Raw genomic sequence first — 15872 nt, forward strand, 5'->3', positions numbered from 1 at the left:
GATGAGCGCCCGCACAATCCCGGCCGGCTTCGTCGCCAAAGCCGTGTCGCTGGCCGAGAGCGGGGGCGTCGACCTCGCCTATCCGATGTCGATCGCAGGCATCGGGCACGACACGCTCGACGACCCGAACGGCAGACTGACCGCCGAACAGGTCACCTTGTTCACGCAGGCGGCATGGCAGATCACGGACGACGAATTGTTCGGACTGGCCAGTACTCCGATGCGCCGCGGCAGTTTTCGCGTCATCTGCCTGACGCTCATCCACTGTCCCGACCTGTCGACGGCTCTCGTACGCATGGCCGAGACGACGCGTGTGCTCTCGGGCATGCCGCCCATGGGAATCACCCGGGGCGAGACGTCGACGCGGCTCACGATTCCCCCGGCGGACAACAGCCACCTCCCGGTAGCGGCCAGGGCCGCTGCAGGCCAACTGCTCACCGACTTCCGCATGGTGCTCGTCCATCGCTTCGCAGCCTGGCTCATCGGTGGACGTGTGAAGCTCCATGCCGTCGAATTGCCGTACGAGATGAGCGATCCGGCGACCGGCAAGTTGTACGACCGTATGTTCGGCACCCGCGTGACGTTCGGCGCGCCCGCGGCGGCGCTCGAATTCGACAACTCTGCGATGCGGGCACCGATCGTCCAGACCGAGGAGACGCTGGCGGAGTACCTTCGCGAATCACCGACCCTGCTGTTCACTGCTCGTGACTACGACAGCACCGCGTCGTCGCAGGTCCGCAGGGCCCTCGAGCTCGGATTGCACGGGCAGGCCCCGGGGACGGACGACATCGCGGAGATGCTGTCCGTCAGCACCGCGCATCTCCGACGCCTCCTGCGGCAGGAAGGCACGTCGGTCAACCAGATTCGCGAGGAAGTTCTGCGCGACGCGGCGGTGTCGGGCCTGAGCCGTGGTGACTCCGTCGACGACATCTCGAGCAGGCTCGGCTTCTCCGAGCCGTCGGCGTTCCGTCGCGCGTTCAAACGATGGACGGGCCAGACACCGGGTTCGTATCGCTAGGTCAAGCAGAACTCGTTGCCCTCGGGGTCGGCCATCGTGATCCAGTCGAACGGTCCCTGCGAACCACGATGGAGAATCCGCGCGCCCCGTGCGCCGAGCTTCTCCGCGACGGCTTCGCGGTCGTCACCGACGCGCACGTCGAGGTGCTGGCGATTCTTGACCGTCTTCGGCTCCGGAACGGATTGGAACAGTATCCGCGGACCGTCGGGGTTGTCGGGGTTCGCGATCGCGGCCCCGATCTTCCACACCAGGTTTCCTTCGAAGACGACGGTGTCCTCCTCTCGGGCGTGCCCCTTCTCGACCAGCCCTCGAATGAAGTTCCCGTCGGTGGGCTCGACCTGCCACCCCAGCGTTTCCGCCCACCATTTCGCCTGCTCATGAGGCTGTGCGCAATCGATCGTGACCTGTACGTCGTATGCCATGCGGACACCATAGACAACCGATCGGACACATGCGCCGAGTTTTCACTGGAACATACGTTCGAATCGCGCTAGGGTGGCCGACATGAGCGTGGAACTGCAGGGCTCACTGTTCACCGACACCGACACCGATTTCGGCCCACTCGGGTCGTCGGTGACCCGGCGAACACTGACCCGCGGCGCCTGGGTCGACGTCCGTCCCGGGTGGGCCGGTTCGATCGACCTGTTCGACAGGCTAATCGCCGGGGTCGACTGGCGGGCCGAACGACGCCAGATGTACGACCGGGTGGTCGACGTTCCCAGGCTCGTGCGGTTCTACGGCGAGCACGAACGTTGGCCGGATCCTGCGTTGATGGAGGCGAAGAGTGCGCTGGACGCGCAGTACCGCAGCGAACTCGGCGAACCGTTCGCGACCGCCGGATTGTGTTACTACCGAGACGGATCCGACAGCGTCGCCTGGCACGGGGACGACATCGGCCGTAGCGCCACCGAGGACACGATGGTCGCCATCCTCTCCCTCGGCGCGACGCGGCAGTTGATGCTGCGGCCGCGCGGCGGCGGCACGTCGCTGAAATTCACTCTCGGACACGGCGATCTGATCGTCATGGGCGGCTCGTGCCAACGCACGTGGGAGCACGCGGTACCCAAGAGCACCCGCGCGACCGGCCCACGCGTCAGCGTGCAGTTCCGGCCGCGCGGGGTGCGCTGAACTAGCCGCGCCTGCGCGTCACTGCGTCGGCGAGAGCGTCCAATTGTGTTGCCGTGGTGTCCCAGTCGAGGCACGCGTCGGTGATGGACTGTCCGTACGTCAGTTCCTCCTTGTGCCCGAGCGTCAGATCCTGACGGCCCGCAACGAGGAAGCTTTCGAGCATGACGCCGACGATGCCGTGCTCTCCCTCGCCGAGGCGTCGCGCGACGTCGGTGACCACGTCGACCTGCTTGTTGTGATCCTTGCGGCTGTTGCCGTGGCTGGCGTCGATGACGACACGCTCCGGCAGGTTCGACTTCCGCAGGCGAGTGACGGTCTCGGCGACCGATTCCGCGTCGTAGTTCGGTCCGTCGGTGCCGCCGCGCAGGATGACGTGGCAGTCCGGGTTACCCGTCGTGCGGATCAGAGCGGCCTGGCCGTCGAGGTCGGTTCCCGGGAAGACGTGGCTCGACGCGGCCGCGCGGGTTCCGTCGACCGCGACCTGGATGTCGCCCTCGGTGGAGTTCTTGATGCCGACCGGCATCGACAGCGCGCTGCAGAGCTGGCGGTGCACCTGACTCGCGGCGGTGCGGGCACCGATGGCGCCGTAGCTGACCAGGTCCGCGATGTACTGCGGCGTGATCGGGTCGAGGAATTCGCAGCCCACGGGCAGTCCGAGCGCCGAGATGTCCACCAGAAGCTGACGGCCGACGCGCAGACCCTCGTTGATGTCGAACGAACCGTCGAGGTGCGGGTCGTTGATGAGGCCCTTCCAGCCCAGCGTCGTACGCGGCTTCTCGAAGTAAACCCGCATGACGATGTGCAGGCGGTCGCCGAGCTCGGTGGCCTTCTCCGCCAGCCTGCGGGCGTAGTCCATCGCGGCCGTGGTGTCGTGCACCGAGCACGGTCCGACGACGACGATCAGCCGGTCGTCGCGGCCGTCGAGGATGTCGACGACGCCGTCGCGACCACGGCGAACCGTCGCCGACACCGCGTCGTCCGCTGCATGTTCGCGGCGCAACAACGACGGCGCGACCAATGGGCTGATGCTGATGGTCCGCTGTTCGTCGAGGTCGGTACCAGCGGGGGTGATGTCGATAGTCATGAGAAATCTTTCTGTTTCTCAGACCGACTCTCGGGGAGCTCCACGCACACGTCGAGCCGGTCTGCATCCGGCTCGTGGGGTGGGAATCTCAGCGCATGGCGTCGCTGGCTGACCCACCCGGGGCCGGCCTGCTAAACCAAAAATATGCGCGCTGCATGGAACAGACCGTAGCACGACCCCCGACGGCTTCCGTCGACAACCGCGTCATGGGGGCTTTCAGGGCATCCGATGTCGTGCGCGCGAATGTACAGCCGGCTATACATTCGCGCGCACGTACGAAGCCGAAGGGTAGCGTTACCTCACCTTGCACCCGATCTCCGCACGAAGAGGCACCGTGAAACGCGCACCACTACTCCTGGCCCTCGCCGCCACCGTCACCCTCGTGGCCGCCTGCGGCAGCACAGAACCAGCCGCCACCAGCAGCTCGGCACCTACCACCACCATCGCACCCGGTCCCACCGGCGTCCCGGACGGTATGGGCTCCCCCGGCGTCGACGACGGCGTCTTCCCGCGCACGGTCGGCCACTTCGGTGGAAGCACCGAAATCCCCTCGGAGCCGAAGCGCATCGTCGTCATAGCGACAGGCCAACTCGACTCCGTCCTCACGTTGGGTGTCGTACCGACCGGTGTCGCATACGGCGACGGCGCCGCGCTGGTTCCGGACTACCTCGCGCGCGAATTTCCCCAATACGCCTCGCAGATGGCCGATTTCGTCGACGTCGGACATCGCCAGTCTCCTGACCTCGAAGCCATCGCGGCCCTGCAACCCGACCTGATCCTCGCGAACGAAGCTGGGTCCGAGGAGAATTACGAGACCCTGTCGGCCATTGCGCCGACTGTGCTCACCGAGGGCACCGGCGTCAACTGGAAGCAGGACTTCCTCCTTCTCGCCGACGCACTCGGCCGAACCCAGCAGGCACAGTCGTTCCTCGACGAATTCACCACGCGCGCACACGACTTCGGCAACTCCGTTCAAGGGTCGCCCACGGTGTCGTTCGTGCGGTTCACCGCCGACCGCGCTCGTGTGTTCGGCGTGGCGTCGTTCGTCGGCTACATCGCATGGGACGCGAATCTCGCGCGTCCGGAGAGCCAGCAGTTCGACAAGACGTCTCAGGACTTCAGCGAGGAAGAGATCCAATCGGCCGACGCAGATCGGGTTTTCGTCGGGAGTCAGACGTCCGACGCCGGCTCACGGGCGGACCAGTACACGACCAACCCACTGTGGACCGGAATGAGCGCGTCGACCGAAGGCCACATCGTTTCGGTCGAGGACGATCCGTGGTACCTCAACGCGGGACCCACCGCGGCGACGCTCGTGCTCGACGGTCTCGAGGAATCGCTGCGCTGACGCACCCGTGCGCGGATAGTTGGTCTCCGCTCCAACTATTCGCGCACGGGCGGCGCAGCCGCATATAGGTTGCGCACAACATAAACGTGCACTACCGTTCAGGACGTGACCAACGAACTCGCACTCGATCGCCAGGTGTGCTTCGCGTTGTACTCCGCATCGCGGGCTACCACCGCGGTGTATCGCCCGATGCTCGAGCGCATGGGCGTCACGTATCCGCAGTACCTCGTGCTGTTGGTGCTGTGGGAGAAGGACGGCCGAGGCGTCCGCGAGATCTGCACCGAACTCGATCTCGACACCGGCACACTCTCACCGCTGCTCAAGCGGCTCGAAGCTCTCGGATTCGTCGAACGGCGACGCCTCACCACGGACGAGCGTCGCGTCGAGATCCATCTGACGGAGTCCGGCCGCGCCTTGCGTGCCCACGCCGTCGACATCCCCAAACAGCTCGCAGGCAAGACGGGTATGACCGTCGCCGACCTCGAACATCTCCGAGACGCGCTGGTCAAGCTGACCGACGCGCTTCACGACACGGAAGGGTAACCACCGAAGATGAAGACCATCTACACCGCAGAAGCTCTGGCCACCGGTGAAGGCCGCAACGGTCACGCACGCACCTCCGACGGGCGGCTCGACCTCGACCTCGCGATCCCGGAGGCCATGGGTGGCAGCGGCCAGGGCACCAACCCGGAGCAGCTGTTCGCGGCCGGATACGCGGCGTGCTTCCACTCGGCGCTGCAGTTGGTCGCGCGTCAGGACAAGGCCGACGTCACGGATTCGGCCGTCGGCGCGCGCGTCGGCATCGGCCCGAACGACGCAGGCGGCTTCCAGCTCGAGGTCACTCTCGAGGTGACGCTGCCGAATCTCAGCCGCGACGAGGCACAGGCGCTGGCCGACAAGGCACATCAGGTGTGCCCGTACTCCAACGCCACCCGCGGCAACATCGACGTCACCGTCACGGTGACCGAGGACTAGGAGGTATTTCCATGCAGGCCACCGAGATTCATCTCGCGTCCCGCCCCAAGGGCGAGCCGGTGCCGGACAACTTCCGCACTGTCACCACCGAACTACCGGCGCTCGAGGACGGTCAGATCCTCGTGCGCAACACCGTCATGTCGGTCGATCCGTACATGCGCGGCCGCATGAACGACGTCAAGTCCTACGTCCCGCCGTTCCAGTTGGATGCGCCTCTCGACGGCGGCGCGGTCGGTGAGGTCGTCGAAACCCGTTCCGACGCTTTTGCTGTCGGCGACGCCGTCTCGCACGGCAAGGGCTGGCGCGACGTCGCGATCGTCGACGCGTCCTCGGCGAAGAAAATCGATCTGGACAAGGCGAAGGCGTCGGCCTACCTCGGCGCACTCGGCCTGACCGGTCTGACCGCGTACGCGGGACTCACCGCCGTCGCACAGTTCAAGGAAGGCGATACCGTATTCGTGTCCGGCGCAGCCGGAGCGGTCGGTTCGCTCGTCGGACAGATCGCGAAAGCACTGGGCGCGGGCCGCGTCATCGGCAGCGCCGGTTCACCCGAGAAGGTGCGACGCCTCCAGGAACTCGGCTTCGACGCCGCGTTCGACTATCACGACGGGTCCGTGAAAGAGCAACTCGCGCAGTCAGCTCCGGACGGCATCGACGTCTACTTCGACAACGTCGGCGGCGATCATCTGGAAGCGGCCATCGCGTCGGCCAACACGTACGCGCGATTCGCGTTGTGCGGAGCGATCTCTCAGTACAACGCGACGGAGCCGACACCCGCTCCGCGCAACCTCGCGCTCGCGATCGGCAAGGAACTGACGCTGAAGGGCTTCATCGTCGGTTCCTACCGCCAGCTGTCGGGTGAGTTCGCCGAGAAGATGGCGACGTGGCTCGCCGACGGCTCCGTCCAGTGGGACGAGACCGTCGTCGACGGTCTCGAGAATGCGCCGAAGGCGTTCATCGGACTTCTCCGCGGTGAGAACACCGGAAAGATGGTCGTCACCATCTGATGTGAAACCGGTGGCGCGGCGGTCACTCGTCGCGCCACCGATAGGTGACGCCGGTCAGCGCCTCCGATTTCTCCCACAGCCCGGCCGCGACGGCTCGATCACGTGCTCGCGCAGCGTATCCCACGATCGTCGGGTAGCCACGCAGTTCGAACGGCCCGTCCGGGCCGATGTACAACCCGCTCGTCACCTCGGGCGACGTCGCGGCGTAGAGCTCCGGGAGCGCACCCCTCTCCGCACTCTGCGCGACCAGGTTTCCGATGCCCATGACCTTGTCGTAGACCGTTTCGGTGTGCGACTGCAAATTCGTCCGCGCGTAACCCGGATGAGCGGCAAGCGATTTCACCGATGATCCGCTTGCAGCCAGGCGCCGGTCGAGTTCCAATGCGAACATCAGATTCGCCAGTTTGGATTGTCCGTACGCTCCCCACCGCCGGTAGGGCCGTCGGTCGTAGTTCGGATCGTCCAGGTGAATTCGGCCGATCTGGTGCAGACCGCTCGACATCGTCACGACGCGATCGGTGATGCGGGGCAGCAGCAGACCCGTCAACGCGAAATGGCCGAGATGGTTGGTGCCGAACTGCATCTCGAAACCGTCGACGGTTCGTCGGTTCGGCACCGCCATCACGCCCGCATTGTTGATCAGAACGTCGACGGTGTCGACCGTGTGCGCGAACTCCCGCACGGACTCGAGGTCTGCCAGATCCAGTCGACGCACGTGCGCCCGCGGTCCGATGCTCCGCGCGACGGCGTCGCCTTTGTTCGTGTCTCGACACGCGAGTACGACGTCGGCGCCCGCCTTTCCGAGCGCCCGCGCGGTCACTTCACCCAATCCGCTGTTCGCCCCGGTGACGATGAAGCGCCGCCCGGTCAGATCGGGAATGTCGGACGCAGTCCAGGCGGGGTCGGAGGTCATTGCCCGAGCCTAAGGCCCACCAAGCATCAGCGTGATGCGATTGCGGACGCGTGATTCATCGGCGGCCGGTCGTCCGTCATCAGCGGCGAGGTGACCGCGTGGAACGGGTCGTCGCCGAGGCCGAACACCCTGTGTTCCTGCGTCGAGTCGGGGATTCCGAGCCGGCCGAACATCGTGGCCATGATCTGACGGCTCATCATCGCGAGTTCGGACGACGGACGATTGCGGTGCTCTCGCACACCGAGGTCGACCTGGCCTATCGCGTCGACGCCGAGTCTGTCGTAGGTGTCGAGCAGAATGCCGATCTCGACGCCGTAGCCCGGCGCGAACGGTATTGCCGCGAGCAGCTCACGCGTCGCCGCATATTCACCGCCCAAGGGCTGCAACACGCCGGCGAGTTCGGGCCGCAACGCGGTCAGAAGGGGCCGAGCCACCAGTTCGGTGACGCGGCCGCCGCCCTGCTCGGTCGCGACGCCGTCGACACGCAGCGGCCGTCGATAGAACCCCTTGACGAGCTGCACACGACTTCCGAGGAGCAACGGCCCGAGGAGCGACGGCACGAATAGGGGGCTGGGATCGACGAGGTCGGAGTCGACGAACACGACGACGTCACCCGTCGTCGCCGCGAGCGATCGCCACAGCACCTCGCCCTTGCCGGGGCGCGGAGCGAGCCCGGGGAACGCTTCCTCTCGCGTGACGACCCGCGCGCCCGCGCGTCGCGCCTCCGCCGCGGTGGCGTCGACCGATCCCGAATCGACGACGACCAGCTCGTCGACGAGGGTTCCGAGCAACGGCACGATCGATTCGACGACGCCGCCCACCGTCGCCTCCTCGTTCAGAGCGGGCAGTACGACCGACACGGTCCGGTCGAACTTGGCGTCGACGAGCTCGGCCACGGACCAGTCCGGCGTCCGCCACGAATGCCGGAGCACCCCCGGGCTCACTGCGACACCCCCATCGCCGACGCGAGCAACGGCCACGAGTCGTGCATGTCCTGTTGCCAATAGCCCCACGAGTGCGTTCCGGAATCGCGCAGGTTGTAGGTCGCCGGGATACCGAGCGACTCGAGCCTCGTCTGCAACTGCCGCGAGCACACGTCGGTCGCCCTCTCGATGAGCGCGCCGACGGCGAGTTGCTCGGCGAGCTTGGCCGGATTGCCTGCGATGTCCGGGCCGTCGATCGTGTCGAGCGGTCCCGGCAGTCCCGACCCGCTCGAGACGTACAGGGCCGTGCCACGAAGCTTCTCGGCGTGCACGAACGCGTCGTGTTCCACCCACGAAGGATCCGAATCCGGCCCCCACATGTTGAGAGTGTTTCCGCGGCCGCGCATTTCGACGACCGACTTCACGTACGCCCGGCCGAGCGGGTCCGACGTCATCGCACACCCGCTGTACGACGCGGCCCCGCGATAAAGCCCTGGATGTTCGATCGCCAGCTGCAACACCGACGTTCCCGCCATCGAGATGCCGGCGATGGCGTTGATCCCGTTACCGGAGAATTCGGCGTCGACGACGGGAGGCAGTTCCTCGGCGAGGAACGTCGACCACTTGTTGCGCCCGAGGACAGGGTCGTCGTGTTGCCAGTCGGTGTAGTAGCTCGCGGCCCCACCGGTGGGCACGACGACGTTGACCTGCTTGTCACCGAAGAACGCCGGTATGTCGGTGCGGTCGAACCAGCTGCTGCCGCCGTATCCGCCTGCCGCGCCGTTGAGGAGATACAGCGTGGGAGCGGGGATGTCGGGGTTCGCGGCACGGAACACGGTGAGGTCGACGGGGCGGTCCATCGACGGCGAGTAGACCTGCAGCGACGTGGTGCGGTCGGAGACGGATGCGGCGTCGACCACGTACACGACGTCGGAAGGTGCTGCGGTGGAGGGCATTCCGTACGCGAACGCACAGATGCATGCCGCGGCCACGGCAAGAAACGACGACGCGACAGTGCGATACGGCATTTGCGAAATGCTATGTCGGACTCGGCAACAGGACCGTCGCCGGACGGCAAGTCTGTCAGATGTCGGTGAGGGACGACGCGATCCTTTGGGCCCCTTCACAAGGCGCGCTCATGTTTGGGGCCATTCACAAGGCCGAACACGTGCCTGCGACGAAGTCTCGGCCCCATCATGGACGGCGTGCGGGCGTTCTGCTGCGCACAGTGTCTGCACATCGCATACGGAAAGAAGGATGTCGCGTGGTCAGCTTCGGACTCATCGGTGATTGGAACCCCGTACCCGGACACGTGACGACGTGGAAGCCGACCCCCGAATGCATCGCTCGCGTGCACGCCGCGCCGCCGCACCCGGTGCCGCCGTCGCACATCCAGGAGGAGTATCTGAAGTCCGCGTACCGAAACCGTGACTCGGGCTTTCGTTTCTCCCGTTTGTGCCTCGTCACGTTCGACATCTTCGAACCGCTGAACGCGGATGCGATGACGCAGGCCGTCAACGGCTTCCTGCGTAAGCACGACACGTTCGCGAGCTGGTTCCACACCGACGAACACGGTGTGGTGCGCCACGTCACCGATCCCGAGTTCGTCGAGCTCGCGCCGACCGACGTCGGTGAGTTCGACGACCAGGAAGCCCTGCGGCAGCATGTCCAGGACACCACTCCTGGCCCGACGAGCTGGGATTGCTTCTCGTTCGGCGTCATCGATCACGGGGACACGTTCACCGTCTATGCCGCGGTCGATCATCTGAACACCGACGGAATCTCGCAGGCACTGACGTTCTTCGAACTCCGCACGCTCTACACCGAGGCGGCCGCAGGCACCCTGAACGTGCAGCCGTGCCTGGGCAGTTACCTCGAGTACTGCACTCGCGAACGCGAGGCGAGTGCCCAGCTGACGTCCCGGTCGCACGAGGTTCGCACGTGGATCGACCTGGTCCGAGAGAACGGCGGCGACCTCCCGACCTTCGCGCTACCGCTCGACGCGCACGCCGAGAAGTACACACGCTCGGAAGTGCGGGACTTCCCGCTGTTCGACAAGGAACTCGCGGATGCCTTCGACGAGGCCTGCGAGCGCGCAGGCGCCAAGATCACCGGCGGGATCTTCGCCGCCGCAGCGATCGCCGAGTACGAGTTGGTCGGCAAGAAGAACTACCTGGGCCTGACCCCGAAGAGCACCCGCACGACGCCCGGCGAGTTCGGCGCCATCGGCTGGTTCTCCAGCCTCATCCCCGTGCATTTCACCGTGTCCGGAACGTTGACCTTCTCCCATCTCGCGGGAGTTGCGCAGCGCGCCTTCGAGTCCGGCAAGCTGCTGTCCAACGTCTCCTACCACCGCGTACTCGAGCTGGTCACGCCCGACAGCGGCATCACGACGCAACCGGGCTGGTCCGCACCGATGATCTCCTACGTCGACGTGCGCAAACTTCCCGGCGCCGACATCGTGTCCAGCGTCAACGGCGGCCTGTTCGGCAACCAGGGCAGCTCCGACGAGGTCTACATGTGGATCAACCGGTTCGAGAACCACACCGGCGCGACGTTCATGTTTCCCGGCACCGACGTCGCGCGTCGGTCCATCGATCGCTACTTCGCGGCCATCGGCGACGTCTTCCTGTCCGTGGCCCGCACCGGTGACTATTCGTTCGCCGACGCGGTGTCGGGAAGGACCGCGTAATCGTCGTGACGTCGACTCGTCACATCGCGTACCGCAGGCTGTGCGCATGCCTGATGGCGGTGTTCATGCTGATGATCGACGTCACGATCGTCAATGTCGCCCTGCCGTCCATCGCCGACGACATCGAAGCCGATGCCAGCGCGCAGGCATTGATCGTGTCGTCGTACACGCTCGCGTTCGCGTGCACGTTGCTGACCGGGGCCTGGCTCGGTGGACTGATCGGTCGCCGAACCGTGTTCGTCTGCGGGATGGCCGGTTTCGTCGCGGCGTCGATCCTGTGCGGATTGGCCGGGTCACCGGAGCTACTCGTCGCGGCGCGCGTGATCCAGGGCATCGCGGGCGGTCTGGTGTCCGGCCAGACCGTCGCGGTGATCGCGTCGTCGTTTCCACGCGAGCGTCACAGCGTCGTGTTCGCGATGTACGGCGCGACGGCGGGTGGTGCAGCCGTTCTCGGGCCGTCGATCGGTGGAGTTCTGGTGTCGCTCGATCTTCTTCAATGGGGTTGGCGCACGGTGTTCTTCGTCAACGCGCCGATCGGTCTGACGGCCCTGGCGCTCGCCGCGTCGAGCCTGTCCGACGCGAGGCCGGCCACGTTGCCGCGGTTGGATCTGCGCGGAGTCGCCCTCTCCACGCTGGGCCTGGTGCTGCTCGTCTATCCGTTGACGCACAGCTACCGGCACGGCTGGTCGCTGCCGACAGTGCTCTCGGTCGTCGCATCCATGGCCTTCTGCGCTCTGTTCGTCGTACACGAGAAGCGCTGGTCTCGAATGGATCACGAGCCGATGCTTCGACTCGAGCTGTTCCGTCGTCGAACGTTCGCGATCGGGTGTGCGCTGTCGATCCTGATGTTCGGATCGTTCACCGGCTTCTTCTTCACCGTGTCGCTCAGTCTGCAATTCGGCCTCGAACTGTCCCCCGTGCGTACCGGCGTCGTGACGGTCCCGTTCGCGCTCGGCGCGGCCGTGTTCTCCGTTCTGTCGCCGAAACTGTTCGCACGCATGGGAACTCGCATGCTGCCGCTCGGTTTCGTGCTGTTCGGTGTGTCGCTCCTGTGTTTCGCCGCACTGTCCTACCACGAGTCGACGGCGAAAAGTGTCGCCGCTCTTGCCCTTCCGTTGTTCGTCGGCGGCGCGGGTATCGGCGTCTTCGTCGCGCCGCTGCAGACGACGATCGTCTCCGGCACCGACAGCTCCACGGTCGGTTCCGCGTCGGGGATCATCCCGACCGTGCAGCAGGTCGGACAGGCCGTCGGACTGGCGTTGGTCGGTCTGCTCTTCTTCCACCAGTTGTCCGATCTGACGCCGTCGGTGCCGCCCGGCAGTGTCGGCTGGGCGTCCGCCCAGCCGTACGTCGTCGCGCAGCGCCATGTCTTCTTCGTGTTGACGGCGGTCGTCGCGGCCTCGGCCCTTCTCGCCCTCGCTCTGCCGAAGAAGGTCGAAAGCCCTCCCGCAGTTCCCGTCTCCGCCTGATCCATGTCACCACCGAGAAGAAGGACCACCGTGCGTACTCGTCTCACCGCAGTCTTCGTCGCCGTCGCCGCCGTGTGCGGTCTCCTCGCCGGGGCATCCTCCGCGGCAGCCGACCCCGTTGCACTGGCCCCCGATCCCGACGCGTTCTACGCCGCGCCACCCACGATCGGCGACGCGGCCCCGGGCGACGTTCTGGATTCCCGACGCGCCGACAGTCCGCGATACCCGAACACCGACATCTGGCAGATCAAGTACCGGTCGACGAACTCCGCCGGCGACCCGATCGCCGCCGTGACGACGGTCCTCATGCCGCGCGGCCGAGGGGAAGGAACGCCCCTCGTCTCGTATCAGGCGATCGTCAACGCACTGGGGACGAAGTGTGCACCGTCGCACGGCCTATTCTCCGACGAACTGATCGAGGCACCCGCCGTCTACCTGGGCATGGTCGCCCGCGGATGGGCCGTTGCGGTACCCGACTACCTCGGGCCGAACGCGGCGTACGGCGCGGCGAGGATGGCCGGTCAGATCACCCTCGACGGAGTGCGCGCGGTGCAGCGATTCCAGCAGCTTCCGCTCGCCGATTCGCCAGTCGGCCTGCTCGGGTACTCGGGCGGCGGCTTGGCGACGTCGTTCGCCGCCGCGATCGCCCCTGGTTACGCACCGGAATTGAAGATCGCGGGCATCGCCGAGGGCGGAATCCCGTCGGATCTCGCACAGATCGCGCAGAACCTCGCCTACAGTCCGCAGCCACACCCCGGCTTCGGTATGGCGATGGCCGTCGCGCTCGGTCTCGAACGCGAATACCCCGAGCGCTTCCCGATCACCGAGAACCTGAACGACCGGGGAATGGCATTGCGCAACAAGATGTTCAACGAATGCAGACGATCCATCCTGATCGACGGCGCGTTCCACAGCGCGCGAGATCTGACGACGGCCGCGTCTCTCGCGGACACGCCGAGTGCACAGGAAGTACTGCGTGAGAACAGCGTGACGTTCCACGAGGGCGTCCCGACTGCGCCGTTGTTCGTCTGGCAGGGTGTGAACGATTTCATCGCGCCGTTCCAGCCCGTCCGCGACATGGTCGGTCGATACTGTGCGGCAGGTGCGACCGTTCAGTTCCGCGGATACCCTGCTGCCGAACATTTCTCGGCGACGGTCGTCGGTCTCCCCGAGGCCTACCTGTGGCTCGACGCACGCTTCCGGGGTGAGCCCGCACCCACCAACTGCTGAGGCGGATAGGGTGAGCGCCATGGCCCGCGCTCCCCTTCCCATCCGCAACGGCCTCGGACCTACCCGTATCAGGATGCCCGACGACGCCTCGGCCTCCACCGTTCTCGACTATCTCGTCGGCAGGTTCCCACAGGATGCCGATCGGTTGCGGGAGAAGGTGGCTGCTCGCGAGGTGGTGGATGCGGCAGGTGTACCGATCGGAGTCGACACGCCGCTCGTTCCCCGCGCCGACATCTACCTCTACCGGGACGAGCCGGACGAACCCGTCGTCTCGTTTCCGATCGACATTCTTCATCGGGACGAGAATCTCGTCGTCGTCGACAAACCTCATTTCCTCGCGACGACGCCACGGGGCGCGTACGTCACGCGGTCCGCGCTCGTCGTGCTCCGACGTCAGCTCGACCTGCCCGACCTCAGTCCGGCGCATCGGCTGGATCGACTGACGTCGGGTGTACTCGTATTCACCGCACGGCCGGAGGTTCGACGCGCCTATCAGGAACTGTTCGCGCACCGCGCCGTCGAGAAGGAGTATCACGCCGTCGCACGGTTCGATCCCGGTCTGACGTTCCCGCGGACTGTGCGAAGCCGAATGATCAAGGAGCGCGGCGTTCTTCGCGCCGAGGAGGTCCCGGGCGAGCCCAATGCGGAAACCCACGCAGACATCGTCCGGCACGACGGCGTGCACGCACTGTACTCGTTACGGCCGAGAACCGGTCGTACACACCAACTTCGACTTCACATGAGCTCGCTCGGCATCCCGATCCTCGGCGACAACTTCTACCCGGAGTTCTACGACGTGGCCGACGACGACTACTCCGCGCCTCTGCAACTGCTCGCACGGTCCATCGAGTTCGTCGACCCGTTCACCCGTGAACGTCGGGCGTTCACAAGTACCCGCTCGTTGCAGCTCCCTACTCGGGCATAGACAACACGTCGCCGTGCGAGAAGTTGTTCTCGGCTATTTCCGCGGTCCTGACGGCGATTCGGTGCGACAACACCGCCATCGTGAACAATCCGATCGCAACGTTGCCGAGGGCCGCGAACCCTTCCTGGGCGAAATCGACGAGCGCATTGAGCATCGTGAAGATCAGCGCGGCGATCCGCAACATTCGCAGCGGCCACAACTTCTTGTTTCGCAACGCCACGGCCGACGGCAACGACAGAGCAAACGTCGTGCAGGACGACAGGAACAGAATTCCGCTCGAGATTCCCATCCTGTCGATGTCGAGCGTCGTGTCCTCGGAGTCGAAGTGGAAGTCCCCGACCACCAACTGCACGATGCCGAAGACGACGCCTGCGAACGACGCCAGCGTCAACCCCCACGCGACGACGGGCACCCAGCGCGGGCTCTTGAAGAAGGCGGGAATCAGGCGCGGCGCGAAGCGTCGCATCGTGTAGAGCCGGGCACTTCCCGGACTGCAGTTCCCGAGCAACAGCCGCAGACCGCTGACGGTCTCGGCGTCGGCTCCTTCCGCTTCGGCACGCGCAACCATGCGCAGAGCCCACTCGCGACGATGTTCCGGCAAGCCGTGCGCCACCCCCTCCGCCGCGATGAGAGCCGCGTTGGCGAGCGTCTCCTCGCGCGACGGCCTACGCGCGTCCCGCACGATGCGGTTGCCGACGAGGACGACGACCACGAGCACGTACATGATCTCGGCCGACGGGCCGTAGAAGTAGTCGTTGTTCTTCGTGACGAACTTGCCGACCTCGTCGAGGAACAGTCCGAACCCGATTCCACCCAACACCACGGCGAACGCGCGCACCCCGAATCCGATGAAGAGCCAGCCGATCAGCAGAGCCAACATCATCGCGGCGCCGCCCCACAGCGCGTGCGCGATGTGCAGCGTGCCACCACCGACCTGCGGGTAGCCGGTCAGTTCCAGGTACAGGCGCGTCACCAGAATCGTCGCGATCGCGATGATCATGAACGCCTCGGTCGTCGCACTCCCGTACGCGTTGCGCAGTATCGGTGACCGGCCGACCCGCGCAGTCGACGGCGCAATCCCGGTTGCCATCGGACCAGTATGAGCGGCCCGGTCCACCGGACGACGCGTTTCGACCGACTAGGGTGACTGTGGCGAAAGC

16 protein-coding genes are annotated in these 15872 nt (G+C 65.9%); 10 read left to right on the forward strand and 6 right to left on the reverse strand.

The genetic code is table 11. From position 1 onward, the window contains the following. The first annotated feature begins 1 nt into the window (after position 1). A complete protein-coding gene (locus tag A3K89_RS10280) occupies positions 2 to 1018 on the forward strand; it encodes an AraC family transcriptional regulator (RefSeq protein ID WP_068424789.1) in 1017 nt (338 codons plus the stop codon). On the opposite strand, the gene A3K89_RS10285 is transcribed toward A3K89_RS10280, so the two are convergent. After that, on the reverse strand, positions 1015 to 1440 hold the full coding sequence (locus A3K89_RS10285; RefSeq protein WP_068424792.1) for a VOC family protein: 426 nt from the start codon (positions 1438 to 1440) through the stop codon (positions 1015 to 1017). The two genes, A3K89_RS10280 and A3K89_RS10285, sit on opposite strands and share 4 nt — an antisense overlap. A gap of 82 nt (positions 1441 to 1522) precedes the next feature. Here A3K89_RS10285 and A3K89_RS10290 point away from each other — a divergent pair, with 82 nt between their 5' ends. Further along, complete coding sequence (locus tag A3K89_RS10290) at positions 1523 to 2146, forward strand: alpha-ketoglutarate-dependent dioxygenase AlkB (RefSeq protein ID WP_068426078.1); 624 nt, start codon at positions 1523 to 1525, stop codon at positions 2144 to 2146. Between the two features lies 1 nt (position 2147). Here A3K89_RS10290 and A3K89_RS10295 read toward each other — a convergent pair whose 3' ends face one another. Then, positions 2148 to 3230 (reverse strand): 3-deoxy-7-phosphoheptulonate synthase, encoded by a 1083-nt coding sequence (locus A3K89_RS10295; protein WP_068424795.1) that lies wholly within the window; start codon positions 3228 to 3230, stop codon positions 2148 to 2150. A 334-nt stretch (positions 3231 to 3564) separates the two neighbouring features. On the opposite strand from A3K89_RS10295, the gene A3K89_RS10300 reads away from it, so the two are divergent. The 4 genes from A3K89_RS10300 to A3K89_RS10315 all read left to right on the forward strand — a co-directional run bounded on the left by A3K89_RS10300 (position 3565) and on the right by A3K89_RS10315 (position 6560). Then, the gene (locus A3K89_RS10300) at positions 3565 to 4578 is read left to right on the forward strand and encodes an ABC transporter substrate-binding protein (RefSeq protein ID WP_068424798.1); all 1014 of its coding nucleotides are present in this window, start codon (positions 3565 to 3567) and stop codon (positions 4576 to 4578) included. 105 nt (positions 4579 to 4683) lie between these two features. Further along, complete coding sequence (locus tag A3K89_RS10305) at positions 4684 to 5121, forward strand: MarR family winged helix-turn-helix transcriptional regulator (protein ID WP_068424803.1); 438 nt, start codon at positions 4684 to 4686, stop codon at positions 5119 to 5121. Between the two features lie 9 nt (positions 5122 to 5130). After that, positions 5131 to 5553: an organic hydroperoxide resistance protein gene (locus A3K89_RS10310; RefSeq protein WP_068424806.1), complete on the forward strand. Its 423-nt coding sequence runs from the start codon at positions 5131 to 5133 to the stop codon at positions 5551 to 5553. 11 nt (positions 5554 to 5564) lie between these two features. Continuing rightward, positions 5565 to 6560 (forward strand): NADP-dependent oxidoreductase, encoded by a 996-nt coding sequence (locus A3K89_RS10315; protein ID WP_068424809.1) that lies wholly within the window; start codon positions 5565 to 5567, stop codon positions 6558 to 6560. Positions 6561 to 6582: 22 nt separating this feature from the next. Here A3K89_RS10315 and A3K89_RS10320 read toward each other — a convergent pair whose 3' ends face one another. From A3K89_RS10320 to A3K89_RS10330, 3 genes are read right to left on the reverse strand one after another with little or no spacing between them, the layout of a single operon-like run. Beyond that, positions 6583 to 7473 carry an oxidoreductase gene (locus tag A3K89_RS10320; protein WP_068424812.1) on the reverse strand — a complete coding sequence of 297 codons (891 nt, stop codon included), beginning with the start codon at positions 7471 to 7473 and terminating at the stop codon, positions 6583 to 6585. Between the two features lie 26 nt (positions 7474 to 7499). Then, on the reverse strand, positions 7500 to 8417 hold the full coding sequence (locus A3K89_RS10325) for a glucosyl-3-phosphoglycerate synthase (RefSeq protein ID WP_068426081.1): 918 nt from the start codon (positions 8415 to 8417) through the stop codon (positions 7500 to 7502). Beyond that, positions 8414 to 9424, reverse strand: a complete 1011-nt coding sequence (locus A3K89_RS10330) for an alpha/beta hydrolase (protein ID WP_068424815.1) — start codon at positions 9422 to 9424, stop codon at positions 8414 to 8416. Before A3K89_RS10330 ends, A3K89_RS10325 begins: the two co-directional genes overlap by 4 nt. A gap of 236 nt (positions 9425 to 9660) precedes the next feature. Between A3K89_RS10330 and A3K89_RS10335 the strand changes: the two genes are divergently transcribed. The 4 genes from A3K89_RS10335 to A3K89_RS10350 are packed head-to-tail and all read left to right on the forward strand — an operon-like array spanning position 9661 to position 14712. Continuing rightward, positions 9661 to 11088: a condensation domain-containing protein gene (locus tag A3K89_RS10335; RefSeq protein ID WP_068424818.1), complete on the forward strand. Its 1428-nt coding sequence runs from the start codon at positions 9661 to 9663 to the stop codon at positions 11086 to 11088. 5 nt (positions 11089 to 11093) lie between these two features. Next, a complete protein-coding gene (locus A3K89_RS10340) occupies positions 11094 to 12557 on the forward strand; it encodes an MFS transporter (RefSeq protein ID WP_254303485.1) in 1464 nt (487 codons plus the stop codon). Between the two features lie 30 nt (positions 12558 to 12587). Then, positions 12588 to 13787, forward strand: coding sequence for a lipase family protein (locus A3K89_RS10345; protein WP_068424821.1), 1200 nt, complete (start codon positions 12588 to 12590; stop codon positions 13785 to 13787). Positions 13788 to 13806: 19 nt separating this feature from the next. After that, complete coding sequence (locus A3K89_RS10350; RefSeq protein ID WP_068424824.1) at positions 13807 to 14712, forward strand: pseudouridine synthase; 906 nt, start codon at positions 13807 to 13809, stop codon at positions 14710 to 14712. Here A3K89_RS10350 and A3K89_RS10355 read toward each other — a convergent pair. After that, entirely contained in the window at positions 14699 to 15802 is a 1104-nt protein-coding gene (locus A3K89_RS10355; RefSeq protein WP_068424827.1) for a hypothetical protein, read from the reverse strand. The genes A3K89_RS10350 and A3K89_RS10355 overlap by 14 nt on opposite strands. Between the last annotated feature and the right edge of the window lie 70 nt (positions 15803 to 15872).

The organism is Rhodococcoides kyotonense (assembly GCF_001645385.1).
GTDB classification, from domain to species: domain Bacteria; phylum Actinomycetota; class Actinomycetes; order Mycobacteriales; family Mycobacteriaceae; genus Rhodococcoides; species Rhodococcoides kyotonensis_B.

Excerpts from the sequence above, each read along its gene's own strand:
- A3K89_RS10280 (WP_068424789.1), top strand. The coding sequence starts at position 2 with ATGAGCGCCCGCACAATCCCGGCCGGCTTCGTCGCCAAAGCCGTGTCG.
- A3K89_RS10285 (WP_068424792.1), bottom strand. The coding sequence starts at position 1,440 with ATGGCATACGACGTACAGGTCACGATCGATTGCGCACAGCCTCATGAG.
- A3K89_RS10290 (WP_068426078.1), top strand. The coding sequence starts at position 1,523 with ATGAGCGTGGAACTGCAGGGCTCACTGTTCACCGACACCGACACCGAT.
- A3K89_RS10295 (WP_068424795.1), bottom strand. The coding sequence starts at position 3,230 with ATGACTATCGACATCACCCCCGCTGGTACCGACCTCGACGAACAGCGG.
- A3K89_RS10310 (WP_068424806.1), top strand. The coding sequence starts at position 5,131 with ATGAAGACCATCTACACCGCAGAAGCTCTGGCCACCGGTGAAGGCCGC.
- A3K89_RS10315 (WP_068424809.1), top strand. The coding sequence starts at position 5,565 with ATGCAGGCCACCGAGATTCATCTCGCGTCCCGCCCCAAGGGCGAGCCG.
- A3K89_RS10320 (WP_068424812.1), bottom strand. The coding sequence starts at position 7,473 with ATGACCTCCGACCCCGCCTGGACTGCGTCCGACATTCCCGATCTGACC.
- A3K89_RS10330 (WP_068424815.1), bottom strand. The coding sequence starts at position 9,424 with ATGCCGTATCGCACTGTCGCGTCGTCGTTTCTTGCCGTGGCCGCGGCA.
- A3K89_RS10350 (WP_068424824.1), top strand. The coding sequence starts at position 13,807 with ATGGCCCGCGCTCCCCTTCCCATCCGCAACGGCCTCGGACCTACCCGT.
- A3K89_RS10355 (WP_068424827.1), bottom strand. The coding sequence starts at position 15,802 with ATGGCAACCGGGATTGCGCCGTCGACTGCGCGGGTCGGCCGGTCACCG.